This window comes from Arthrobacter glacialis, from assembly GCF_002909415.1.
Lineage (GTDB): Bacteria > Actinomycetota > Actinomycetes > Actinomycetales > Micrococcaceae > Specibacter > Specibacter glacialis.
This window is the reverse complement of the sequence record NZ_PPXB01000014.1, coordinates 28,023-51,211: the sequence shown is the minus strand read 5'-3', so window position 1 is coordinate 51,211 and position 23,189 is coordinate 28,023. Positions and strand designations below refer to the sequence as shown.

Genomic DNA, 23,189 nt, shown 5'->3' with positions numbered 1-23,189 from the left:
CGGGCATCCGGTTTCCCGGATGCCCGCCCTTGCACAGCGTGGATCACAAAACGTAAGCCCACACTTGGGCCCACAGGCCCGAGGGGCCCCAACTCAAGACGCGCCAGCGGCTTGAGTTGGGGAGGGCCTGGGTGGGCCCACGCCCTCCAGGTTCCCAAAAATCGCGTCAGCGATTTCTGGGCCGGCGGGTGGGGACTAGCTCGCTGCGGAGATCTGACGCAGTACGTACTGCAAGATGCCGCCGTTACGGTAGTAATCGGCCTCACCGGGGGTGTCGATGCGCAGCACGGCGTCGAAGCTGACGGTGGTGCCGTCTTCTGCAACGGCCGTAACCTTCAGCGTCTTCGGCGTGGTGCCGTTGTTCAGCTCGGTGACGCCTTCAACGGAGAACGTTTCCGTACCCGTCAGGCCCAGGGAGGCAGCGTTCACGCCGGCCGGGTACTGCAGGGGAAGGACGCCCATGCCGATGAGGTTGGAGCGGTGGATGCGCTCGTAGCTCTCGGCAACAACAGCCTTCACACCCAGCAGGGCAGTACCCTTGGCAGCCCAGTCACGTGAGGAGCCTGAACCGTATTCCTTGCCAGCCAGAACAACCAGCGGGGTGCCGGCAGCCTGGTAGTTGACCGAGGCGTCGTAGATGTACGCCTGCGGGCCATCGGCCTGGGTGAAGTCGCGGGTGAATCCACCCTCAACGTTGTCCAGGATCTGGTTGCGGATGCGGATGTTCGCGAAGGTTCCGCGAATCATGACCTCGTGGTTTCCACGGCGTGAACCGTAGGAGTTGAAGTCCTTGCGCTCAACACCGTTGGCCAGCAAGTACTGGCCCGCGGGGGTCTCGGACTTGAAGGAACCGGCAGGGCTGATGTGGTCGGTGGTGACCGAATCGCCCAGCTTCAACAGAACACGTGCACCGGCAATGTCGGCGACGGGATCGGCTTGGGCCTTCATGCCCTCAAAGTACGGGGGCTTACGCACGTACGTTGACTTGGGATCCCATTCGAAGGTGTTGCCCTCCGGGGTCTCCAGGGACTTCCAACGATCGTCACCATCAAAGATGGTGGCGTAGGAGTTGGTGAACATCTCACGGTCAATCGAGGCGTCCATGACTTCCTGAACCTCAACCGGGTTGGGCCAGATGTCGGCAAGGAAGACGTCGTTGCCGGCGTCGTCCTGGCCCAGAGCATCGGTCTCAAAGTCGAAGTCCATGGTGCCAGCCAGGGCGTAAGCGATAACCAAAGGCGGGGAGGCCAAGTAGTTCATCTTTACGTCCGGGTTGATGCGGCCTTCAAAGTTACGGTTACCGGAGAGAACAGCCGTCACGGACAGGTCGTTTTCGGCAATCGCGGCGGATACTTCGGTGTCCAAGGGACCGGAGTTGCCGATGCAGGTGGCGCAACCGTAACCGACGGTGTAGAAGCCGAGCTGCTCCAGGAACGGAACCAGTCCTGACTTCTCGTAGTAGTCGGTGACTACCTTGGAGCCGGGGGCTACAGAGGTCTTCACCCACGGCTTGGAAGCCAAGCCCTTGTTGACGGCGTTGCGTGCCAGAACGGCAGCAGCGAGCATCACTGAGGGGTTGGAGGTGTTGGTGCACGAGGTGATCGAGGCGATGGAAACCGCACCGTGATCAAGCTCGAAGGACACACCGGATTCGTTCTTCACATGGATCGGTGCGGACGGTCGGCCGTTGGCACCGGCAGCGGCGGAAGCCAGCACGCGCTCGGTGTCGTGGGTGTGGCTGTCTGCATGGGTGAAGGACGGGGCGTCGGAGGCCGGGAAAGACTCTTCCAAGGACTCATCGACCGTGTTGCCTTCAGCGTTCGCATCAGCGGCAACGTAGTTCTTCAGATCCGAGCGGAACTGAGACTTCGCGTTCGTGAGCTCGATGCGGTCCTGGGGACGCTTCGGTCCCGAGATGGAGGGAACCACTGTCGAGAGGTCCAGTTCCAGGTACTCGGAGAACTTGATCTCCACGGAGGGATCGTGCCACAGGCCCTGCTCCTTGGCGTAGGCCTCAACCAGTGCCAGCTGCTCTTCGCTGCGGCCGGTCAGGCGCAGGTAGTCAACGGTGACGCTGTCGATCGGGAACATGGCAGCCGTGGAACCGAATTCCGGGCTCATGTTGCCGATCGTGGCGCGGTTTGCCAACGGCACGCCGGCAACACCTTCACCGTAGAATTCTACGAACTTACCAACGACGCCGTGCTTACGCAGCTGCTCGGTGATGGTCAAAACCACATCGGTTGCGGTTGCGCCGGCCGGGATGGACCCGGTCAGCTTGAAGCCAACAACGCGCGGGATCAGCATGGAAACAGGCTGGCCCAACATGGCTGCCTCGGCCTCGATGCCGCCAACACCCCAACCCAATACACCCAGGCCGTTGACCATGGTGGTGTGGGAGTCAGTGCCGACCAGGGTGTCGGGGTAGGCGCGCAATACGCCGTCGACAGTGCGGGTCATGACAGTGCGGGCCAAGTACTCAATGTTGACCTGGTGCACGATGCCCATGCCCGGGGGCACAACCTTGAAGTCTTCAAAAGCTGTCTGGCCCCAGCGCAGGAACTGGTAACGCTCGCCGTTGCGCTGGTACTCAATGTCCATGTTGCGCTCGACGGCGTCGGAGTTACCAAACACGTCAATCTGCACGGAGTGGTCAATGACCATCTCGGCAGGAGCCAAGGGGTTCACTCGGGTGGGGTCGCCACCAAGTTCCTTGACAGCTTCGCGCATGGTGGCCAGGTCAACGATGCAGGGAACTCCAGTGAAGTCCTGCATGATGACGCGGGCCGGGGTGAACTGAATTTCGGTGTCGGGCTCCGCATTGGGATCCCAACCTGCCAACGCACGTACGTGGTCAGCTGTAATATTCGCACCATCTTCGGTGCGCAGGAGGTTCTCAAGCAAAACCTTGAGGCTGAACGGAAGGCTCTTCGCGCCTTCAACCGAGTTCAGTCGGAAAATCTCGTATTCGGTCCCGGCAACATTAAGTACGCCTTTGGAACCAAAACTGTCCACATTAGTCATCGATGGACTCCTCTCGCCACTGCTTTTATCTTGGTCACGCAGGGGCACGGATGCCAGTTAGGCACGCCTTACTCACGCTCGGAGACGGCGCCCCGCTTCTTCAGGAAACGGTAGAGCAGCTCGATCGCCAGACACCCTGCGACAGTTACGCCCATAGTAGCCGCTAACAGCGGCCCTGACGGAATATCGAGGGCGAAGAAATTCCTGGCGAAGGGAACAGCCATCACCAGGACCAGGCCAAGGACCATGGCGCCGACCAGCAGGGCCCGCCATTTGTCGAAGGGCCGGGCCAAGGTGCCCAGCACCCACAGGGCCACCAACAACACCGTCATGGTGGTTGCCGTTTGTGCCACGGTGACAGCTTCCTCCACACTCAGGGCCGGATCCGGAAAGGCTCTGGCGAAGGAGTAAACAGCCATGACGCAGCCGGCCACAATGGTGCCCGAGGGGATGGCAAACATGAGCGTCCGGCGCAGGAATCCTGGCTGGTACCGCCTTGCATTGGGCAGCAGGGCAAGGAAAAACGCCGGGATCCCAATGGTCATGGAGCTGACAATGGAGAGTTGGCGCGGCAGGAAGGGATAACGCCACATCAGCACCCCGATGACCACTGAGATGATGATGGCGTAGGTGGTTTTTGTCAGGAACAAATTCGCCACCCGCTCCACATTGGCAATCACCCGGCGCCCCTGCGCCACCACTGAGGGGAGGTGGCTGAACTGGCCATCGAGCAGCACCAGGCGCGAGACGGCCTTCGTCGCTGCGGCGCCGCTGCCCATGGCGATGCCAATGTCCGCATGCTTCAAGGCGAGGGCGTCATTGACGCCGTCGCCCGTCATCGCCACCACATGGCCGCGACTCTGCAGGGCCAGCACAATGGCCTTTTTTTGCTCGGGCGTGACCCTGCCCAACACGCTTTCCTTGGCCAAAACATCAGCCATGGCCGGTAAGTCTTCTGGCAGCCCGCGTGCGTCATATCCGTCGCCGGTGAATTCAAAACCCACCTCACGGGCCACGGCCGCCACGGTTCTGGGGTTGTCGCCGGAGATAATTTTCAGCTCAACACCCTGCTCGCGGAAGTACGCCAGGGTCTGTGCGGCGTCGGGCCGGACCTTTTCACGGAACAGGAGCAGGGCCACCGGCTCCAGGCCGGCAACGGAGAAGTCTGCTGACTCATCGGGGGTGATGGAGATCTCAGCGCTGTGAGGCGGCTGTAGCGGCCTGTGTGCCAGCACGAGCGCCCGCAGACCGCGTCCTGCGGCGTCGTGGGCGGCCGCCAGCGCCTCACTCCGGCTTTGCGCTGCCAAGACCATCTCCGGGGCACCCAGCACCCAGTCACCGGCAAGCCCGCCGGGACCGAAGGTGACGGCACTGAACTTGTGCGCACTATTGAACGGGACTTCCTCCACCGGCAGCTCCGAGGGCAGCGCGGTGTAGCTGCCGGCAAGGGCCCCGGACGTCGCATTGGCGTTGGGGTGGGCCCCCTGCCAGGCCAAAACCTGTTCCCAGCCGGGCACGGCGGCAAACTCCCGCGTGCTGGCCAGTTCCATCCGTCCCTCCGTCAGGGTCCCGGTCTTGTCCAGGCAGACCATATCCACCCGGGCCAGGCCCTCCACTGCAGGCAGCTCCTGCACCAAAACCTGCTGCCGGGCCAGGCTCACCGCGGCCATGCCAAAGGAAATGCTTGTCAGCAGCACCAGACCCTCGGGAATCATGGCCACAATGCTGGCCACGGCGCTCACCACGGCAATGCGCCACTCGCCCGACGCCAGGGCCTGCTCCCAGCCGCCGTGGGCGCTCATTTGGCCGTTGATGACCAACAAGATGATGGGAATCAACGCCCACGTAATGTACAGGATGATCTGGTTGATCGAGTTGCGGATCTCCGAGTTGACCAGGGAAAAACGGCGGGCCTCAGCTGTCAGCTGCGATGCGTAGGACTCCGCCCCCACCCGGTGCACCCGGGCAGTGCCGAAGCCCGCCACCACGGCCGAACCCGACAGGGCCAAATCCCCCGGGTGCTTCTCCACGGGATCGGACTCCCCCGTCAGCAGGGATTCATCAATCTCCAAGGAGTCCGCGTCCACAACAATCGCATCGGCGGGGATCTGGTCGCCTGTGCGCAGCAACAACACGTCGTCATAGACGACGTCGGCAACTGCCAGCTCCACTTCCTGCGCATCACGGCGCACACGGGCCCTGGGAGCATGGAGCACCGCCAGCCTGTCCAGGGTCCGTTTGGCCCGGTACTCCTGAACCACGCCAATAGCAGCATTGGCCAGCACAATGAAGCCAAAGAGCGCGTCCCGCGGGTCTCCCACAATGAGCACCAGCACCAGGCAGGCACCCAACACCGTGTTGAACAGGGTGAACACGTTGGCCCTCACAATGGCCCACATGCTGCGGCTGCTTTCATGCCGCACAGCGTTGCTCAGCTCGGCGTCGTGGCGTTCGCGCACTTGCGCCGCAGTGAGGCCATCACGTTCCAGCACCACCTCGTCAACCGGCGCCAAGTTCGCCCGGGCCGCTGCCATGGCCGCTTTGCGATGTTCATCGCGCCGTTCGGCAATGAGCGTCCCTTTGGGCTTGTTGCGCGTCAGATCCCGCCGCTGGGGCCGCACCTTCGGTGGTGTCTGGTTCAAGAGGCTTCCTCGGGTTTTGCTGGCGTGTGGCTGGCGTCAGCGCGTGTTAGCTGGCGATGGCAGCAGCCGGAACCAGCAGGGCCACTGTCTCCACGTGGTGGGTGTGCGGGTACAGGTCAAACGCCCGCACCTTGGCCAGGCGCCAGCCAGCGTTGGCAAAGTACTTCACGTCCCTGGCAAAAGCTGCCGGATCGCAGGAAACGTAGGCGATGGCCTGGGGCTGCGTGGCCACCAAGGCGCGGACAACCACCTTGCCGGCACCTGCGCGCGGCGGATCAAGCACGACGGCGTCAAATCGCCTGCGCTGTCCGGCCGCCGACTGCGAGGCCCGCGACTGGGTGCCCAGAATCTTTTCCACGCGGCCCTGCAGGATCTCCACCTGCTCGCTGGCATGCAGGTTCTTGCGTGCATCCCGACTGGTGCCGGGCGAGCCTTCCACCGACAGCACGCTGCCGTCGGAGCCCACGGCGTCAGCCAGCGGCGCCGTGAACAGGCCGGCCCCGGCGTAGAGGTCTGCCACGTCGGCGCCGTCGTTCAGGTAACCACCCTCGAGCAGGAAGCCCAGGGCGGCATCCGTGAGAACCTTCGGGGCGTTGCGGTGGATCTGCCAGAAACCGTCACCTGTCACGCGGAACTCGTGATCTGCTGTGGTTTCCTTGACCCAGCCGCGGCCGCTGACCACTTCGATGGCGCTATTTTCGGGGTTCCAGCGGGCCACCGACGGCGGTGTTTCCAAGGCGGCGAGGGCGCGGGCAATACGGTTGACGGCATGGCCGGCAGCCTTTTCGCTCAAGCCGTGGGCCGGAGCCAGGAGCACCAGCACGCCGGAGCCATTGGCGGGGGCAGCCACTTCAACGCGGTCAATGCCGGGGAAGTCCAGCTCCCAGAGGCGCAGCTCGTCAACGGCTGGCAGGGCCAGCGGCATTTCGGAGATGGGCAGGACTGTGTGTGAGCGGTGGGCGTGCATGCCCAGCTTGCCTGACGGCGTCACGGCGAAGCCAACGCGTGTGCGCCAGCCCAAGCCGGCCTGCTGGGCCTGAGTTCCTGCGCTGTCCACATCCTCAACACCTGCGGCGAAAAGCTCATTCAAGCGCTCGGTGGGGACCCCGCCCAGGCGTTCGAGCTGTTCACGGACAACATCTGTTTTGAGCTTCAGCTGGCCGGGGCGCGAAATATGTCCAAATTCGGCACCACCAATGGGTGAGGCTCCGCGGGCACCTGCCCGCAGCGCGTCAGCCTCGGGCCAAAAGTGGCTCACGCGGTCCGGGGACCCTTCCACCACGCGGGTGACATCCGCGCGCCAAAACTTGGCGTCGGCGTCGTGCTCGGTGAGAGCGATCTCCACGGTCTCCCCCGGAATGGCGTGGCGGACAAAGATCACGCGTCCGTCATGCCTGGCAACGCAGTGGCCGCCATGGGCCACCGGTCCAACTGTGACGGTGAGGCGGGGGGTGCTAGTGGGCTCGCTCATATGCTCTTTGCTCTTCTATTCTTGGTACTTCTTCGCGTCTGTGGAGGACTTCAGCTGCCAAGGCACACTGGCCACCACAACGCCGGGTTCAAAATGCAGCCGCGTTTTAATGCGCAGGGCAGTCTGGTTGTGCACCAGCTGCTCCCACCATTTTCCCACCACGTATTCCGGGATGTACACCACTATCAAGTCGCGAGGGGCGTCCCTGCGCATGGCCTTGATATGGCTGATGAGCGGCGTCAACGTTTCCCTGTACGGGCTCGCCAACACTGTCAACGGTACCGGGATGCTCAGCCTCTCCCAATCCGCAACGGTTTGGGCGGTCTCGGCGGGGTCCAGATCAACGGTGATCGCCTCTAGCGTTGACGGCCTTGAAGCGCGGGCAAAGGCGACAGCCCGCATGACAGGCTTGCGCACATGGGAGACTAAAATCACAGCGTGAATCCGGGCTGGAAGCGCCCTGATCGCAAAATCAGACTCGACCTCCAATTCCTTGGCCACATTGTCGTAGTGGGACTTGATGCTCCACATGACGGCGAAGAGCACCGCCATGGCCAGCAAAGCAATCCAGGCGCCCTGTTCAAATTTGGTGACCAGGACAATCAACAGCACCGTCAAGGTCATGCTAAAGCCGATGGAGTTGATGATCCGTGAACGCTTCATCTTGAACCGGATTGACTTGTCCTTGACCTTGAGAAGTTCCCGGGTCCAATGGCGGATCATGCCCAGCTGGCTGGCCGTGAAGGAAATGAACACGCCCACAATGTACAGCTGGATGAGCCGGGTGACGTCGGCGTCGAAGGCAATGATGAGCACCAGCGCACCAACCGCCAGCAGCAGCACGCCATTGCTGAAGGTCAGCCGGTCTCCGCGGGTGCGCAGCTGGCGGGGCAGGTAGCCGTCCTTGGCGAGGATGGAGGCCAGGACGGGGAAGCCGTTGAAGGCTGTGTTGGAGGCGAAAACCAGGATCGTGCCCGTGGCGGCAACAATGATGAAGAACGGGATGGAGCCGGCCCCGAAAATGGTGGAGGCGATCTGGCTGATAGACGGGTTCTGCACATAGTCGGTTCCCGGCGCCACACCGTTGACCAGGAATTCGGTGTGCGGATCGGCCACAATGTGCACGTCCGTGGCGTCTGCCAGGAACAAGATGCTGGCCATCATGCCGGCAGCGATGGCGCCGAGCAACAGCAAGGTGGTGGCTGCGTTCTTGCTCTTTGGCTTGCGGAAATTCGGTACACCGTTGCTGATGGCCTCCACTCCGGTCAGCGCAGCAGCGCCGGAGGAGAAGGCGCGCAGGAGCAGGAACGCACCGGCCAAGCCCACCAGGCCCTGGTTGAACGCAGCCTCGGGAACAATCTCAAAGTCGGCCGACGGCGCCCTGCCCAAGGTTCCCGTGGCGGCCTGGAACAAGCCGGCGGCCGTCATGGCGAAGATGCAGAACATGAAAATGTAGGTGGGGACGGCAAAAACGGTCCCGGCTTCTTTGATGCCGCGCAGATTCACCAGGGCCAAGATGATGACACCCACCGCCGCAACGGCGGCCTGGGTGCCGTGCCAGCCTGGAATGGCCGTAGCCAGGTAGTTCGCGGCTGAGGACATGGACACTGCCACTGTCAGCACATAATCCACCATGAGGGCGGAGGCCACTGTGAGGCCCGCCGACTTGCCAAGGTTGACCGTGGCAATCTCATAGTCGCCACCACCGGAGGGGTAGGCGTGCACATTTTGGCGGTAGGAGGCCACAACTGTCAGCAACACGACCATGACGGCGAGCCCCACCCAGGGGGACAGTGACACGGCTGCCACACCGGCCAGGGCCAGTGTCAACAGGATTTCATCCGGCGCATAGGCCACTGAGGACAACGCATCGGAGGCAAAAACCGGCAGCGCGATGCGTTTGGGCAGGAGCGTATGGGCGAGCTTTTCGTTGCGGAATGGACGTCCCACAAGGACTCGCTTGAACGCGTTGAAGAAGTTCAGCACGCGGGTAACGCTAGCACCACTGGGGGCCGCACGGGTGTCCAATGTCATTGCCACCGCCTCCATGTCACACTAGGGCTAGAGATTTTGGCATTACGCGGCCCCGTCCCCAACTTGACCGGAGGGCCGCAACTATCGTGAAATTAGTACCCGCACCGCATGGCAAAGCATGCGGCACCAGCAGCGGTCGGCCGGGAATCCCCGGCAATCCGCTATAACAAGGAGCACCAGTGGCACATTTTGTGATCATGGGTTGCGGTCGGGTGGGCGCCACACTGGCCCACACCTTGGAGGACTCAGGTCACTCCGTGGCGATCATTGACCAGGACGAGCGGGCGTTTAGGCGTTTGCGCACAGGTTTTGGCGGACGCAAAATCACAGGTGTTGGCTTTGACCAGGAAACCCTCAAGCAGGCGGACATTGAGCACGCCTACGCTTTTGCAGCTGTTTCCAGCGGTGACAACTCCAATATTCTGGCTACCCGGGTGGCCCGCGAGACGTTCCATGTGGAGCATGTGGTGGCTCGCATCTACGATCCAGGCCGGGCGGAAATCTACCAGCGCCTGGGCATCCCCACGGTTGCTGCCGTGCGCTGGAGCGCCGATCAGGTGCTGCGCCGAATCCTGCCTGAGACTGCCATCAAGGGTGACTTCCGTGAACCATCGGGGCGTTTGATCCTGACCGAACTGGCGCTGCATCCGGACTGGATTGGGCGCCACATTTTGGATATTGAATCCGCTGCCAAGGTGCGCGTTGCTTATTTGACCCGCTTTGGTGAAGGCATTTTGCCGGGCCCGGACACCAGCTACCAGCAGGGCGACACAGTCCACGCCATGATAGTCAGTGCACGGTTTACCGACGTGGCCCACATTCTTGCAGCTGCCCCCGCGAAGGAGAATTAGCATGATTGTTGTCATTGTGGGTGCCGGCAGCGTGGGTTGTTCCATTGCCAAGGAACTGCTGTCCAACGGGCACGACACCCTGCTCATCGACCCCAAGCCCGAAGTCATTGGCAAAAGCGGTTTGCGGGGCGCCCGGTGGCTGGTGGGCGACGCCTGCGAAATCAGCACCCTGCGCGAGGCCAAGCTGGAAGAAGCCGACGTGGTGGTCTCGGCCACCGGGGATGACAAGGTCAACCTGGTGGTATCCCTGCTGGCCAAGTCGGAATTTGGTGTGGGCCGCACGGTGGGCCGGGTCAACAACCCCAGGAACGACTGGATGTTTGACGATTCATGGGGCGTTGACGTTGCCGTGAACACTCCGCGCCTGATGACAGCCCTGGTGGAGGAAGCAGTGGAAATTGGCGACCTGGTTCGCCTGCTCACCCTGCAAACGGGCGTGGCTTCCCTGGTGGAGTTCACCGTCCCGGAGGATTCGCACGTGATTGGTTCAATGGTCAGCGCCATTCAGTGGCCGCAAGATTCAACACTTGTGGCGATTCTGCGCGATGAAGCACCCATCACGCCCAGCGGCGATGATGTGGTGGAGGCTCACGACGAACTGTTCTTCATCACTACCATTGCAGCGGAGAACGAACTGCGCACCCTGCTCACCAACGACTAAACAACTAGCCCGCAGAAAACGCCGAAAATTCACGAATTTCACGTGATTTTCGGCGTTTTCTGCGGGCCAGTTGTTTAACCTTGGGTCAGTCGCTTGCTGCGGGAACATCTGCCACGGGGCGGCTGACCAGCCAGGCGATCCACAGGCCAAACGCGTACAGCGGCACACCCATGATCAGGCGCATGGCTCCGAGCGCGTCGACCTGCCCGGCGAAGTACAGCGGCAATTGCACAGCAAGCCGGGCACCCATGACGCCCACCAGAATCCAGGTGGCAACACGGTAGGCACGGAGCCGCTCAGGCTGCTGGCGCCAGCGAGTGCCCTCGTTGCGGGCATAGCCAAACAGGAGCCCCAGCACGGGCCAGCGCACAGCAATCGAAACCACCATGGCCAGGATGTAGCCGGCGTTGGTGTAGAAACCCACCGTGTAATAGTCCTCGGCTTTGCCCGTTTTCATGGCCAGGAACGCGGAAAGTGCGACGCCGACAATTCCGGCCAGCGCCTGCGTCAAGGGGGTTCGCTGGACCAGCCGTGCAACGAGGAAAACGGCGGCCATGGCGACAGAACCCACCAGGGCAACCGTCAGGTCCCGGGTCAGGGTGAACGCAACAAGAAAGACTAGGCCCGGAAGAATGCTTTCGGCAATGCCCCTGACTCCCCCGGCAGCAGCCAGCAAGTCGATGTGCCCATTTTCCTTGCGCACCAAAGGGTTCTTGGCCGCCAGTTCCTGGGCCATGTCGGCAAAACCGCCTACGGGTTTGGCTGCCTGGGAGTCTTCTTCGGGGCTCTTCTGGCTCAACTAGCTCTCCTGGGTTCCAATAATTTCATAACGAGGGTTGTACATGGTGGGCAATCCCTCGCGCAGGGACACCATGCCTTCAACGCGCAGGCGGGTGCCGGCCGCGACGCCGGGTACCCGGCGTCGGCCAATCCACACCAAACGCAGGCGGTGATTGCCCGCTGCAGGGTCCAGCTTGTGCGACTCCCGATCGGTGACAATGGCCGTGTAGGCCGGCGACGCCGATGCCGGCAAAATGGTCACAGCATCGACAACGCCGCAGCACACGGCCCGGCCGCGTGGAGGCAGTTCATTGATGGCAACTGCCGGCGGCCACTCACCGTATTGCATGGGCACGAAACTAACCGACCGCCGTGATTTCAGGTCCACGACGGAAGGGCTCCCCGCCCTGGGCCGGTGTGGCATGGTCAGCCACCACGGCGCCTTCCGGGCTGGCGGCTGCATCCTTGGGCAGGCGCAGCAACAACAGATCGCGTGGGGGCAGCGGTGTTTCGCCGCGGACCACCACAACGCCGCGGAACAAGTTCTCCAGGTCCGCTGCGGCTTCGCTGTCCACGGCGGCGTTTCCGCCCAGAACGCCACGCAGGAACCAGCGCGGACCGTCGATGCCAATGAAACGGGCTACGCGGAAACCGTTGCTGCCGTCGGCGCCCTGGGCCGGAACCTTGGCAAGGACTTCCTTGCCAAAGGTGCCGTCAAGAATTTCAATCTCGCCGCCCTGCGAACCAACGGACAAGCCGATCTGCTCACGGATGTCGCGCCACAACTGCTCGGAACGCGAGGCGGCAAAGGCCTGCAATTGGAGGCTGTTACCGTCCAGGTCAAGCGTCACGGCGATGACGCGTGAGGTGCTTTCTTCCACCTCCAGGCGCAGGGAGAGCCCTTCGAGCGGGGTGATGAGCAAAGCTCCCAAGTCGACGTAGCCGTCAGTGCTGTCCACCTCGGCAGCGTCCAAGGGTCCGTGCAGGGCACGGTCGTAGACGGTGTCGGCCGGATCTGGCGGGAGATTCAACGTGGCTGTGGCACCCTCGGGGCCCTGCGCCGCGTCAGCCGCATTCTCGGCGGAACTACCGGCATCTTCTCGCTGGTCGATGTCTTCGCTGATCTTCTTTTTCTTACCGAACCCGAAAGCCATGGGATTAAAGACTCCTTGTGAAAGATGAAACGGCAATCAGCCGTTGGTGGTCCCTGAGGTGGTGTCGCCGTTTGCGGACGGGGCAAAACCACCAGTGGATCCGAAGCCGCCGGTACCGCGCACCGAGTCGGGCAGTTGATCCACCGCAACAAAGTTGGCGATTTCCACGCGCTGGATGACCATTTGTGCAATTCTATCGCCCCGGGACAGGGAGATGGAGTGGTGTGAATCGGTATTCAGCAGTGTTACAGAAATCTCCCCGCGATAGCCGGCATCCACGGTGCCAGGGCTGTTGACAATGGTCAGCCCGTGCTTTGTGGCCAGGCCCGAGCGCGGGTGAATCAAGGCCACCAGGCCAAAAGGAAGGGCAAGGCTGACGCCCGTGGGAACAAGCACGCGTTCACCAGGTGCCAGGACAACATCTATCCGGGTGCGCAAGTCTGCGCCGGCATCACCTGGGTGAGCGTAGCTGGGAGGGTCAATCCCGGCGTCGAGCATGCGCAATTGCACGCTCACATTTGCGCCGGGCCGATCCGGTTCTTGGTTTGAGGCAAAAGTCTGATGGGTCACAACAGCTCAGTGTATCCCGAAGCGAACACTGGTGGCGGCGGGCGGCGCTGCCGGGCCCGAAGTGAATTACTGCCGGAAAGATGAAAAGCTACATACATGTCATCTGAATCGCCGCAAGGCGCCATGTCCCCCACCACGGCCAACTACACCGAGAAGCTGTGGCCCACCTTTTGGATTTGGGTCATCGTGCTGGGACTTTCCGCCGCTGGCATCTTGATCTTCATCCCCATCAGCCCCTTGGCCGGCTATGTGGCATTCGCCGTGCTGCTGGCGGCGCAGGTGGTGATGCTGGTGACCTCCACCCCCACCATTTCCGTGACGCCGGAGACGCTGCAAGTGGGCAGGGCCCAGATTGACCGCAAGTTCGTTGGCGATGTCAGCTACTATTACGGCGATGACGCCACGGCCCAGCGCGGCATCAAACTCAACGGCCTGGCCTACCTGTGCATTCGCGGCTGGATCAAGCCCGTGGTCAAAATTGAGATCACCGATCCCGATGACAAGACGCCCTACTGGTTGACATCCACCCGCAACCCGGAGCACCTGGCCGCAGCACTGGGTGGCGCCGTGCCGAAGAAAACCAGCTAAGTACGCCAACAACAATGGCCACCCCATTCACCGGGGTGGCCATTATTTATGGACCTCTAGCCTTCGCAGTCCTTGCAGTACTTCAGGCCGTTCTTTTCCTTGGCCAACTGCGAACGGTGCCGCACCAAAAAACATGACCCGCAGGTGAATTCGTCGGCCCGCTGGGCCACGATTTCCAAGGCCAGCTCCTCGGGCGAGACGTCAGCACCGGGAAGTTCGTAGAGTTCGGCCAGCTCGGTTTCCGCCAGATCGATCACCGCCGAGGGTTGCGCTGATCGTCCAGCCGTGCGGGGAGCGTGAAAGCTGGTGGTCATGACTACATCCTCACTTCGCTGCCAAGTGCGGCAGATACTAAATACAGCCAATACCCTAAGGCTCAAACGCCTGGCGCGTGCCCGGCGCTGCCAAGAGTTCGCAGCTGGCTTAAGATGGGACGTAACCCCCGGAGCGCTCCGACCCGCTTCCTGCCGCCTGACCAGTGCGAAAATGGCGCTTTTTCCAAGCCATCTCGCGCCACGCCAAGCTAGGTAGTAGGAATTGCACCCGTTCGGTGGCAGAGTTTCGAGGGGAAACTAGAAGATTTGGGAGAACGGCATGGCTGATTTGCGGCTGGTGGGTGTCCACGACGACGGCGAACACCTGTTGCTCAGTGGTCCCGATGGAGAAAACTACTTACTCCCCCTCGATGAGGCGTTGCGTGCGGCTGCGGCCAAGTCCGCCATTCGCAGCTCCCGGGTGCAGCAAAGCACCACCCGGATGACCCCGCGGGAGATTCAATCACTGATCCGTGGCGGGGCAACAGCAGCCTCCGTGGCGGAACAGTCCTCCCTGTCTCTGGATCAGGTGCGCCGCTACGAGGGACCGGTTCTGGCTGAGCGCGAGCACATTGCCAACCAGGCCCGAAAGGTCGAGGTTGCTGCACCAACACCCCACAACGACGGCTACCGCTCGGCCTTTGGCGAAAGCCCCACGGCCTTGGAAGAAATGGTCATGCACCGCCTGGGCGCCTTCGGCATCGACGCGAAATCACTTCGCTGGGATGCTTGGCGTGACAGCGCCGGCGCCTGGACCATCAGCGCTGACTTTGAGCCAGGGACGCAGTGGGCAGCCAGCAGCATCGGCGAGCCGCCCCCGGCGCTGTGGCGTTTCCACCCAGGCCGCAAGGCCCTGCACAACGCCAACCGTTGGGCACAGCAGCTCAGCGAACTGGAACCCATGGACAGTCCGGTCCCTGAGCGCCGCCTGACCGCCGTGCTGGATGCGCCCTTTGATGTTGAGGCCGACGCCGAACCTGACGTTGACGATGCCGCTGGCGTTCCCGACGTGGCTGAGACCGAGGAGTACCCGGGCCATGGCTTCCTGGAGATTCTCCGGTCCCGGCGCGGTGTCCGCTTGGGCATCGATGAAACCGGCGACGACGAGCTGGCAGCGATGCTGGGCACGCACGTCCCCGGCGCCCATCCGCGCGACGAGGCCTTGTACGCCCCGGCCGCCGAAGCTGAAGAAATTAAAGCCGTCCCGGACGCACCCAAACCCAGTGCCAAGGACAGGCTGCGCGCCATGCCGCTGTTGTCGCTGGCACCCAGTCTTGACGCTGAGCACCACCACGAGATGGACAGTGTTGCCGAAGTCAGCACCGAAACCCGTGAAATAGTCCTGTCCGGTGAGCCTGGCACCCCGTGGCGCCCCGCACCGGTTGAGGCGCCAGCGGTTGAAGCCGAATCCGGAATTCAGGAAACCGCAGACAGCGGTCCCAGCGACAGCGAAGTTGCTGCGCGTCTGGAACGAAAAGCTGCTGCCAAGCCCAAGCGCTCCAGCGTCCCCAGCTGGGACGAGATCGTGTTTGGCACCAAGGGCGACTAGCGCATTCAACAACTGGCCCGCAGTAGTGGTCGAAAAAACGCGATTTCGCGGTGTTTTTCGACCACTACTGCGGGTCAGTTACTTAAGGGGCTGCTAGCGGCGCTTGCCTTTGCCTGTTTTGGCAGTTTTCGCTGTGACGGGGATGCGCAGCAGGGGAACCTCACGCTCGGACTTGGTGATGGAGCCGTGCTGGCCCACCACGTCCATGGCCTGGGCACGAACGCGGCGCAGATCGTAAAACGCAATGGATTCGCGGGCCAGAATCAGCACATCACCAATCCGGGCTGCCACGGAGTCGTCCACGGCACCAAAGTAGCCCGCGGCAATGGCCTGCTCCCGGCTCACCACCCACGCCTTCTTGCCGAAGTGCTCCACCCAGGCGGCCATCAGCTGATCCCGGAAATCGGCGGTGGCATCCGGCTCCAGATACAGGTGCACCATGCGCGGCTCACCAGCTGTGTGGCGCACGCCGTCCACCAGTTCGGGGATCACTGAGAAGTCAATCCGGGCGGAGCGCGGCACATCGACCATGCCGTGGTCGGCCGTGAGCAGGATCAAGGTGTCTGCCGGGACAGTTGCCGCCAGACGCTTCATCCCGGCGTCGAGCTCCTCCAATTGGTGCTCCCACTGGGCGGAATCGGTGCCGTGGGCGTGCCCGGCCTTGTCCAGTTCGCTCCAGTACAGGTAAACCAGGGCCTTCGGTGTGGCCGCCAAGGCCGCAGCTGCCTCTTCAACCCGTGAATGGACGTTGCTGGCGCCAATGAACCTGCTGCCACGCAGCGCGGCCCGGGTCATGGGCGAACTGGCGAAGTGCGGCAGGCTCACAGTGGTGCATGGCACCTCGCCGGCGATCTGTTCAAAGACCGTGGGGAACGGCTGCCAGCGCAAAGGGTCAACGCCGGGGTCCCACTGGCCCAGCAGGTTGACCACCTTGTCCTGGCGCGGATCCAGCACGTCGTAGCCCACCATCCCATGCCGGCCGGGAACAGTGCCTGTGCCCAAGCTCGTCAATGAGGTGGCGGTGGTGCTGGGGAACGCTGCATGAAGGGTGCGGGTGTGCTCGCCGGAGGAATCTTGGGCCTGCACTCCACGCAGGAACGGCGCATGGCCCGAGCGTTGCTTGAGCAAAGCCTTGCCCAAGCCATCCACCAGCACAACGCAGATCCGCGGCGCAGCAGGCAGCCTCAGCACATTCTCAAAGGCGGCAACGCCCAGAGCCGCTGCGGCACTGGAGAAAACGTCGCCAATGGAGGCCCGTCCGTATGCGGGTGCGGCCGGCAGCTCGGGCTGGTTGAACCCCAGCAGCGTAACAGTGGGGCCCTGCACCCCCACGGCGTTAGCGGCGGTAATGTGAGCGGCCCAGGCGTGTGCCGAAGGTGGGGAACTTGGAGGTCCCCAGCTCTGCATGGGTGGGGGTTGCCGTGCCGGTGTTGACGGCCCGCAACGCCCGGGCGAAAGCCTTGGCGTCTGCCACTGCCTGCAGGCCCTCCGCTTCGGCGCTGATGCGCAAGGCAATGTCCTCCTGCGCAATGGTGCCGGAGTAGCCGTGGTCGGAGTCGCAAGTGGGATCCCCGCACGTGGTTGGACCCATCTCCACACGCTGACCACCAGACCAGGCGATGGACAAGGTCAGTTCACGGGCCGGATCCGATGGCTTGTAATCCTGCGGCTGGGCGTAAATGTAGCTGAGCACAACAGAATTGATCTGGCTGGCAGGGACCGACTCGGTGGAAACCTGGGCCACCATCTGCTCGCCCGACTCATCGAGCTGGTGATCATCAACGTGCGTGATGACCAGCATCTCGGCGGTGAGCACCAGGACGGTGATGTGCCGGTGCACTTCCGTCCTGTCGAAGTGGGTTTCCAGATGCACCAGGTGGGCCAGGCTTTCCGCGCCATCCAGGGCATCATTGACCACATCGGCAACAAGTCGGGGATAAAAACCTGAGCGCTGGAGCGCGGATTCCAAATCGCGGCCCTTGGTATTGGCCGGGGCGCCGGCTCCGAAGCTGTTCATATGCTCCATTTTTGCACTTTGGAGCCAACGTTGCGAACTGGGCGCAACCCAACAGCACGGCGGCATGGGACCGCAGCAGGGAAGTCCTAGGAGATCATGGCCCGGCGTGCGCTGTCGGTGCGTTGTGCAGGGTTGCCAATGCGCAGTTCGGCGGACAGCACGCTCACGGTGCTGGGGCCCACCAGAATGGGTTTGAACTCCATCCAGGCAATCTCCGGGTGCTCCTCCTTGAGCATGGCAACGCGTGCCACCAAGTCCTCCAGGGCATTGACGTTGCCGGCAGGCAATCCCTCGTAACCGAAAAGTTTTACCGCCGCCCTGGGTGAGCGCACCAATTCAGCAGTGTCGGCCACCGACAGCGGGGGCACCCTGTGGGCCCAGTCATCCAAAAGGTTCACAGCATCCCCGGACAGGCCAAAGGACACCACAGGACCCAACAACGGGTCCTCAATGGCCCGCAGGGTGCATGACTGGCCCACCTCCGCCATGGCCTGCACCTCCAACTCCTTGCTGCCGTAGGGCTGGAGGTACTTGCGCATCTGGCCAATGTTGCGCCGCAAGGAGTCAGCATTTTCAATATTGATCCGCACCCCGCCAAGGTCAAGCCGGTGCCGCAGACTTGGGTCTAGTGTCTTGATGGCCACTGGCCAGCCCAGGCGTTCGGCCGCCGCAACAGCCTGGTCGTCGCTGCCAAAGGGCACGGACTCCAGCACGGTGATGCCGTAGTGACCCAGCAACTCCCTCACCTGTTCCGGCCCCAGAGTGGTGAGCTCTTCAGTGGTGACACCCTCCAGCCAGGTGTCCAGCAGGGCCGCGGCCGCTTCCGGATCCACTCCGGCGGGAACCTCAAAAACAGGTGCTTCCAGGGTGAGCCAATGCGCATAGCGGCTCACGGCTGCCAATGCTGCAACGGCGGCCCCCGGACTCGAGTAGGCCGGCAGCGTCTTTGCCGCGGCCATTTGCCGGTTGACCTGAATCCGGGGATCAACGATTCCGGTGAAGACTGCCAGCACCGGTTTGCCGGACGTAACGGAACACTCCTGCAGCGTGGCGGCAATGGTCTCCACCGGCAGGCCAATCACCGGCAAGAGTGTGACGATGGCCGAATCTGCCCCGGCCAGGCCCGCAAGGACGGCGCGTTTGAGCAGCGGGAGCGCCTTGGATTGGCCCACATCCAGCAGCAGTTTCGTCTGCACGGTGGCAACCTTGAGGCCTTGTTGCTCGGCAGCGTCGGCCACCACCGCCCCCAGGGCCGCGGAGTTTCCAATGATGGCCAGGCCCGGGCCCTGTGGCAGGGGCTGGCCAACCACCAATTGCGCCACATCGGAGAGCTCTTCGATGGTGTTCACGCGCACCACCCCGGATTGGCGCAGCATGGCATCCAGGGCACCGGCCGGCGCCTGGGTGACCCGCACCGCGTGGCCCGGTGGCAGCCGAAGTCCCATGGAGTCGGACTTGGCCACAATGACGGGTTTACTCCGGGCCAGGCGTCGCGAGATGCGGGCGAACTTGCGCGGATTGCCAATGGATTCCAGGTACAGCCCGCAGGCTGTGGTGTTGGCGTCATCTTCCCAAAATTGCATCATGTCATTACCTGACACATCGGCCCGGTTCCCCGCGGAGAGGACGGTGGAAAGGCCCACGTCGCGGCGGCTGAGCGAGGCAAACAGTGACACTCCCAAGGCAGCCGACTGGGTAAAAATGCCCAGTCCGCCCTTCACCGGCAAGGCTGGTGCCATGGAGGCGTTGAGGGAAACTGCGGGGTCTGTATTGGCCAATCCCAACGACGCCGGACCCACCAGCCGCATGCCGTTCGCCCGGGCTTGGCGCACCAAGGCGCGCTGCCGCGCCAACCCTTGTGCGCCGTCGTCGGCAAAACCTGCCGTGGCGATGACCAGGCCCTTCACCCCTGCCCGACCGCACTGTTCCACCACGGCCGGAACCTGATCATAGGGGACGGCGATGATGGCCAAGTCCACGGTTCCGGGCACCTCGGCAATGCTGGCGTACGGCATCATGCCGGAAACTTCCAGGGCCTCCTGATTGACGGCGTGCACGGCTCCGGTGAATTGGCCCTCCACCACGTGCTCCAGTAGCTGCTGGCCAATGCTCCCCCACGCCCGGCTGGCCCCAATGACGGCCACCGAGGCAGGCGCCACCAGGCCGGCCACGCTGCGGGCCTCCGCCCGGTGCTCACGGGATTCCATCACGGCACGGGATTTATCGGTGGGGTCGATGTCAAAGTGCAAGGAGATGACGCCGTCGTCAAAGTGCCGGTGAACCTCATACCCGGCCTCGGAGAAGACCTGGATCATTTTCCGGTTCTCTGGCAGAACTTCGGCGGAGAACTTGTCGATCCCGTTCTCCCGCGCGGCGGCGGCCAAGTGTTCCAATAAGATTGAACCAAGTCCACGGCCCTGGTGCGCATCGGAAACATTGAAGGCCACCTCGGCCTCGGTGGGATCGTTCAACCTGTCATAACGGCCAATACCAATAATTTCGGCACCGCGGGTAATGACAAATGCCACACGGTCCCGGTAATCCAGTTCGGTAAAGCGGCGCAATTCCTTGGCTGTGAGCTTCGATTTGTAGGTAAAGAAGCGCATATAGATGGAATTTTGGGACTGCGCCATGTGAAATGTCTGCACGGCGTCGGCGTCGGCGGGCGTCATGGGGCGCAAATGGCCTGTTGCGCCGTCGCGGAGCACAACATCAGCTTCCCAATGGGCCGGATATTCGGGCGCGAGCTCTAGCTTCACCATAGAATCACTGTACCGACATGATCCATTCATTTGCGTCTATGTCAGTCCGCAACACACTTAACAAAGAAAAGGGACCATCTTCATCATGGCCAAGCGCCAACGCCCCACCGACGGCACGCCAGCTGACGACTTCGTGGAAAACATTGTTGATATTGATGTTTCCACGGAGATGGAAGGCTCGTTCCTGGAGTACGCCTATTCGGTGATCTACTCCCGGGCACTACCGGACGCCCGTGACGGCCTCAAGCCTGTGCAGCGGCGCATCCTGTACATGATGAGCGAGATGGGCCTGCGCCCCGAAAAAGGCCACGTCAAAAGTGCCCGCGTGGTGGGCGAGGTCATGGGAAAGCTGCACCCCCACGGCGACTCGGCCATCTACGACACCATGGTGCGCATGGCCCAGGACTGGACCCTGCGCCTGCCGCTCATTGACGGCCACGGAAACTTTGGCTCGCTCGACGACGGCCCCGCCGCCCCCCGCTACACGGAGGCCCGCCTTGCTGCGGCCGCGTTGGAGCTGACGGGGAACCTGGATGAGAACGTTGTGGACTTTGTGCCCAACTACGACAACCAGATGATGCAGCCTTCGGTGCTGCCGGCCGCCTACCCCAACCTGCTGGTCAACGGCGCCAGCGGCATTGCCGTGGGCATGGCCACGAACATGGCTCCGCACAATCTGGGTGAGGTCATAGCGGCCGCCCAGTACTTGATTACCAACCCGCACGCCACGCTTGAGGACATCATGGCGTACGTGCCGGGCCCTGACCTGCCCTCCGGCGGGCGCATCGTGGGTCTGCAGGGCATCCGTGACGCCTATGCCAACGGCCGCGGCTCCTTCAAGACCCGCGCCAAGATGACAGTTGAACAGCTCACCCCACGCCGGGTGGGCCTGGTGGTCACCGAGCTGCCCTACCTGGTGGGCCCGGAGAAGGTCAGGGAAAAACTCAAGGACGCCCTCAACAACAACAAAATTGTGGGTATCGCCGACTTCATTGACCTCTCCGATCTAAAAAATGGTTTGCGCCTGGTCATTGAACTCAAGAACGGCTTCAACCCGGCAGCCGTCATGGAACAGCTGTACAGGTACACGCCGTTGGAGGAATCCTTCGGCATCAACAACGTCTGCCTGGTGGACGGCCAGCCCCAAACATTGGGCCTGCTGCCCCTGCTGCAGGTGTTCGTGACCCACCGCATTGACGTGGTTCGGCGCAGGACTGCGTTCAGGTTGGGCAAGAAGCAGGACCGCCTGCACCTGGTTGAGGGTTTGCTCATCGCCATTGTGGACATCGATGAGGTCATCCAGATCATCAGGAGCTCGGACGAGGTTGCCGCAGCCCGTGAGCGGCTCATGGCCATTTATGATCTGTCCGAGATCCAGGCCAACTACATCCTGGACCTGCAGCTGCGCCAGCTCACCCGCTTCTCGATGGTGAAGTTGGAAGCCGAGCGCGATGATTTGCGCCGCGAAATTGCTTCCCTGGAGGCGATTCTGGGCTCGGAGGAGCTGCTGCGTCAACTCGTCACGGATGAGCTGGGCGAGGTTGCCGGCAAATACGCCACCCCGCGCCGCACCGTGCTGCTGGAATCTGAAGCGCTGGCCCCCTCGGTGGCCAAGGCGCTTGCCGCTGGCCCCGCCGGCAAGGCTGCTCCCCTGGCCCTGGAAATCGCCGATGACCCCTGCTGGGTGCTGCTGAGCGCCACGGGCCAGATCGCCCGGACCAGCACGGCGGATCCGCTCGTGGAATCCGGTGGGCGGAGCAAGCACGACGTGTTCTCCTCGGTGCTGCAGACCAGCGCCCGGTCCGAGATTGGCGCACTGACGTCGCTGGGCCGCATGCTGCGCCTGCAGGTGGTGGACATGCCCGTGCTGCCACCCACCGCCGCACTGCCCAACTTGGCCGGAGGTGTGGCCGCCAAGGACTTCATCACCCTGACCAAGGGCGAAACGCTGGTGGGCTTTATGCCGCTGAATGCTGTCTTTGCCGTGGGCACCGCCGCCGGTGTGGTCAAGCGGGTCACCCCCGAGTACCCGCTGAACCGCGACGACTGGGAATATATTGCCCTCAAGCCCAAGGATTTTGTGGTGGGCGCAGGCGTTTCCACGGACGACGACGATCTTGTGTTCATCACCCAGGGCGCCCAATTGCTTCGGTACAGTGCCGCCAACGTTCGTCCGCAAGGGCGCACAGCCGGTGGCATGGCCGGCATCAAATTGGCTGCCGGGGACCAGGTGATCAGCTTCAACGTGGTCTCCCCCAACGATCCGGACGCTGTTGTGGTCACCATTTCCGGCGGACAGGACGCCCTGCCGGGTACCCCGCAGGGCTCCGCCAAGGTGACAGCGTTGAGCGAGTACCCGGCCAAGGGCAGGGCCACCGGCGGCGTTCGGGCGCACCGTTTCCTCAAGGGTGAAGACGCACTGCTTGCTGCGTGGGCCGGCCACGGACCCGCCAAGTCCTCCTCCAGTACGGGCGTTGCACGGGCCTTGCCGGTGGAGCACGGGCACCGTGATGGATCCGGTGTGGCACTGGGCGCCAGTATTGACCTGATTGGGCCCAGCTTGACGGGGTCCACGTCAGCTGAGGCTGGCACCGCTGTTGCTGGTCCCGGCTCAACAACCGGCGCTGCCGACGGGATGCCCAGCACGCACAGCGCGCCGCCGGCACCCACCGTGGATCCAGCACCCATTCCGGCCAGCACACAAGAGGCATTTGAGCTGCCCAGCGACTGACATGTCCCAATCCGCTGTCGAAACGGTGTTTCGCTGGTGAT

Annotated in this window: 17 protein-coding genes; 5 read left to right on the top strand and 12 right to left on the bottom strand. The window is 62.8% G+C overall.

What is annotated here, in order from left to right:
• Nucleotides 1–195 precede the first annotated feature (195 nt).
• The 4 genes from CVS28_RS15475 to CVS28_RS15460 all read right to left on the bottom strand — a co-directional run bounded on the left by CVS28_RS15475 (nucleotide 196) and on the right by CVS28_RS15460 (nucleotide 9,171).
• Entirely contained in the window at nucleotides 196–3,024 is a 2,829-nt protein-coding gene (locus tag CVS28_RS15475; RefSeq protein ID WP_103482075.1) for an aconitate hydratase, read from the bottom strand.
• Between the two features lie 68 nt (nucleotides 3,025–3,092).
• A complete protein-coding gene (locus CVS28_RS15470; RefSeq protein ID WP_103482115.1) occupies nucleotides 3,093–5,558 on the bottom strand; it encodes an HAD-IC family P-type ATPase in 2,466 nt (821 codons plus the stop codon).
• A 154-nt stretch (nucleotides 5,559–5,712) separates the two neighbouring features.
• Complete coding sequence (locus tag CVS28_RS15465; protein ID WP_103482074.1) at nucleotides 5,713–7,137, bottom strand: class I SAM-dependent RNA methyltransferase; 1,425 nt, start codon at nucleotides 7,135–7,137, stop codon at nucleotides 5,713–5,715.
• A 15-nt stretch (nucleotides 7,138–7,152) separates the two neighbouring features.
• On the bottom strand, nucleotides 7,153–9,171 hold the full coding sequence (locus CVS28_RS15460; protein ID WP_103482073.1) for an APC family permease: 2,019 nt from the start codon (nucleotides 9,169–9,171) through the stop codon (nucleotides 7,153–7,155).
• Nucleotides 9,172–9,350: 179 nt separating this feature from the next.
• Here CVS28_RS15460 and CVS28_RS15455 point away from each other — a divergent pair, with 179 nt between their 5' ends.
• Nucleotides 9,351–10,022 carry a potassium channel family protein gene (locus CVS28_RS15455; protein WP_103465981.1) on the top strand — a complete coding sequence of 224 codons (672 nt, stop codon included), beginning with the start codon at nucleotides 9,351–9,353 and terminating at the stop codon, nucleotides 10,020–10,022.
• Between the two features lies 1 nt (nucleotide 10,023).
• The gene (locus CVS28_RS15450; protein ID WP_103465982.1) at nucleotides 10,024–10,683 is read left to right on the top strand and encodes a potassium channel family protein; all 660 of its coding nucleotides are present in this window, start codon (nucleotides 10,024–10,026) and stop codon (nucleotides 10,681–10,683) included.
• Nucleotides 10,684–10,768: 85 nt separating this feature from the next.
• On the opposite strand, the gene CVS28_RS15445 is transcribed toward CVS28_RS15450, so the two are convergent.
• From CVS28_RS15445 to dut, 4 genes are read right to left on the bottom strand one after another with little or no spacing between them, the layout of a single operon-like run.
• Nucleotides 10,769–11,482: a DUF3159 domain-containing protein gene (locus CVS28_RS15445; RefSeq protein ID WP_423716414.1), complete on the bottom strand. Its 714-nt coding sequence runs from the start codon at nucleotides 11,480–11,482 to the stop codon at nucleotides 10,769–10,771.
• Nucleotides 11,483–11,812: a single stranded DNA-binding domain-containing protein gene (locus tag CVS28_RS15440; RefSeq protein ID WP_103465983.1), complete on the bottom strand. Its 330-nt coding sequence runs from the start codon at nucleotides 11,810–11,812 to the stop codon at nucleotides 11,483–11,485.
• Between the two features lie 10 nt (nucleotides 11,813–11,822).
• Nucleotides 11,823–12,617 (bottom strand): DUF3710 domain-containing protein, encoded by a 795-nt coding sequence (locus tag CVS28_RS15435; protein ID WP_103482072.1) that lies wholly within the window; start codon nucleotides 12,615–12,617, stop codon nucleotides 11,823–11,825.
• 36 nt (nucleotides 12,618–12,653) lie between these two features.
• On the bottom strand, nucleotides 12,654–13,187 hold the full coding sequence (gene dut, locus CVS28_RS15430) for a dUTP diphosphatase (RefSeq protein WP_243399922.1): 534 nt from the start codon (nucleotides 13,185–13,187) through the stop codon (nucleotides 12,654–12,656).
• A 96-nt stretch (nucleotides 13,188–13,283) separates the two neighbouring features.
• Here dut and CVS28_RS15425 point away from each other — a divergent pair, with 96 nt between their 5' ends.
• Nucleotides 13,284–13,775 (top strand): DUF3093 domain-containing protein, encoded by a 492-nt coding sequence (locus CVS28_RS15425; RefSeq protein WP_103465985.1) that lies wholly within the window; start codon nucleotides 13,284–13,286, stop codon nucleotides 13,773–13,775.
• Nucleotides 13,776–13,831: 56 nt separating this feature from the next.
• Here the strand turns inward: CVS28_RS15425 and CVS28_RS15420 are convergent, their stop codons facing one another.
• Nucleotides 13,832–14,089, bottom strand: a complete 258-nt coding sequence (locus tag CVS28_RS15420; protein WP_103465986.1) for a DUF4193 family protein — start codon at nucleotides 14,087–14,089, stop codon at nucleotides 13,832–13,834.
• A 280-nt stretch (nucleotides 14,090–14,369) separates the two neighbouring features.
• On the opposite strand from CVS28_RS15420, the gene sepH reads away from it, so the two are divergent.
• Entirely contained in the window at nucleotides 14,370–15,638 is a 1,269-nt protein-coding gene (sepH, locus tag CVS28_RS15415) for a septation protein SepH (protein WP_103482071.1), read from the top strand.
• 93 nt (nucleotides 15,639–15,731) lie between these two features.
• Here sepH and CVS28_RS15410 read toward each other — a convergent pair whose 3' ends face one another.
• The 3 genes from CVS28_RS15410 to CVS28_RS15400 all read right to left on the bottom strand — a co-directional run bounded on the left by CVS28_RS15410 (nucleotide 15,732) and on the right by CVS28_RS15400 (nucleotide 20,417).
• Nucleotides 15,732–16,964 carry an alkaline phosphatase family protein gene (locus tag CVS28_RS15410; RefSeq protein WP_243399921.1) on the bottom strand — a complete coding sequence of 411 codons (1,233 nt, stop codon included), beginning with the start codon at nucleotides 16,962–16,964 and terminating at the stop codon, nucleotides 15,732–15,734.
• Between the two features lie 10 nt (nucleotides 16,965–16,974).
• Nucleotides 16,975–17,664, bottom strand: coding sequence for a DUF5998 family protein (locus tag CVS28_RS15405; RefSeq protein ID WP_103465989.1), 690 nt, complete (start codon nucleotides 17,662–17,664; stop codon nucleotides 16,975–16,977).
• Between the two features lie 77 nt (nucleotides 17,665–17,741).
• Nucleotides 17,742–20,417, bottom strand: a complete 2,676-nt coding sequence (locus tag CVS28_RS15400) for a bifunctional acetate--CoA ligase family protein/GNAT family N-acetyltransferase (protein WP_103482069.1) — start codon at nucleotides 20,415–20,417, stop codon at nucleotides 17,742–17,744.
• A gap of 85 nt (nucleotides 20,418–20,502) precedes the next feature.
• Between CVS28_RS15400 and CVS28_RS15395 the strand changes: the two genes are divergently transcribed.
• The gene (locus CVS28_RS15395; protein WP_103482068.1) at nucleotides 20,503–23,148 is read left to right on the top strand and encodes a DNA gyrase/topoisomerase IV subunit A; all 2,646 of its coding nucleotides are present in this window, start codon (nucleotides 20,503–20,505) and stop codon (nucleotides 23,146–23,148) included.
• Nucleotides 23,149–23,189: the final 41 nt, after the last annotated feature.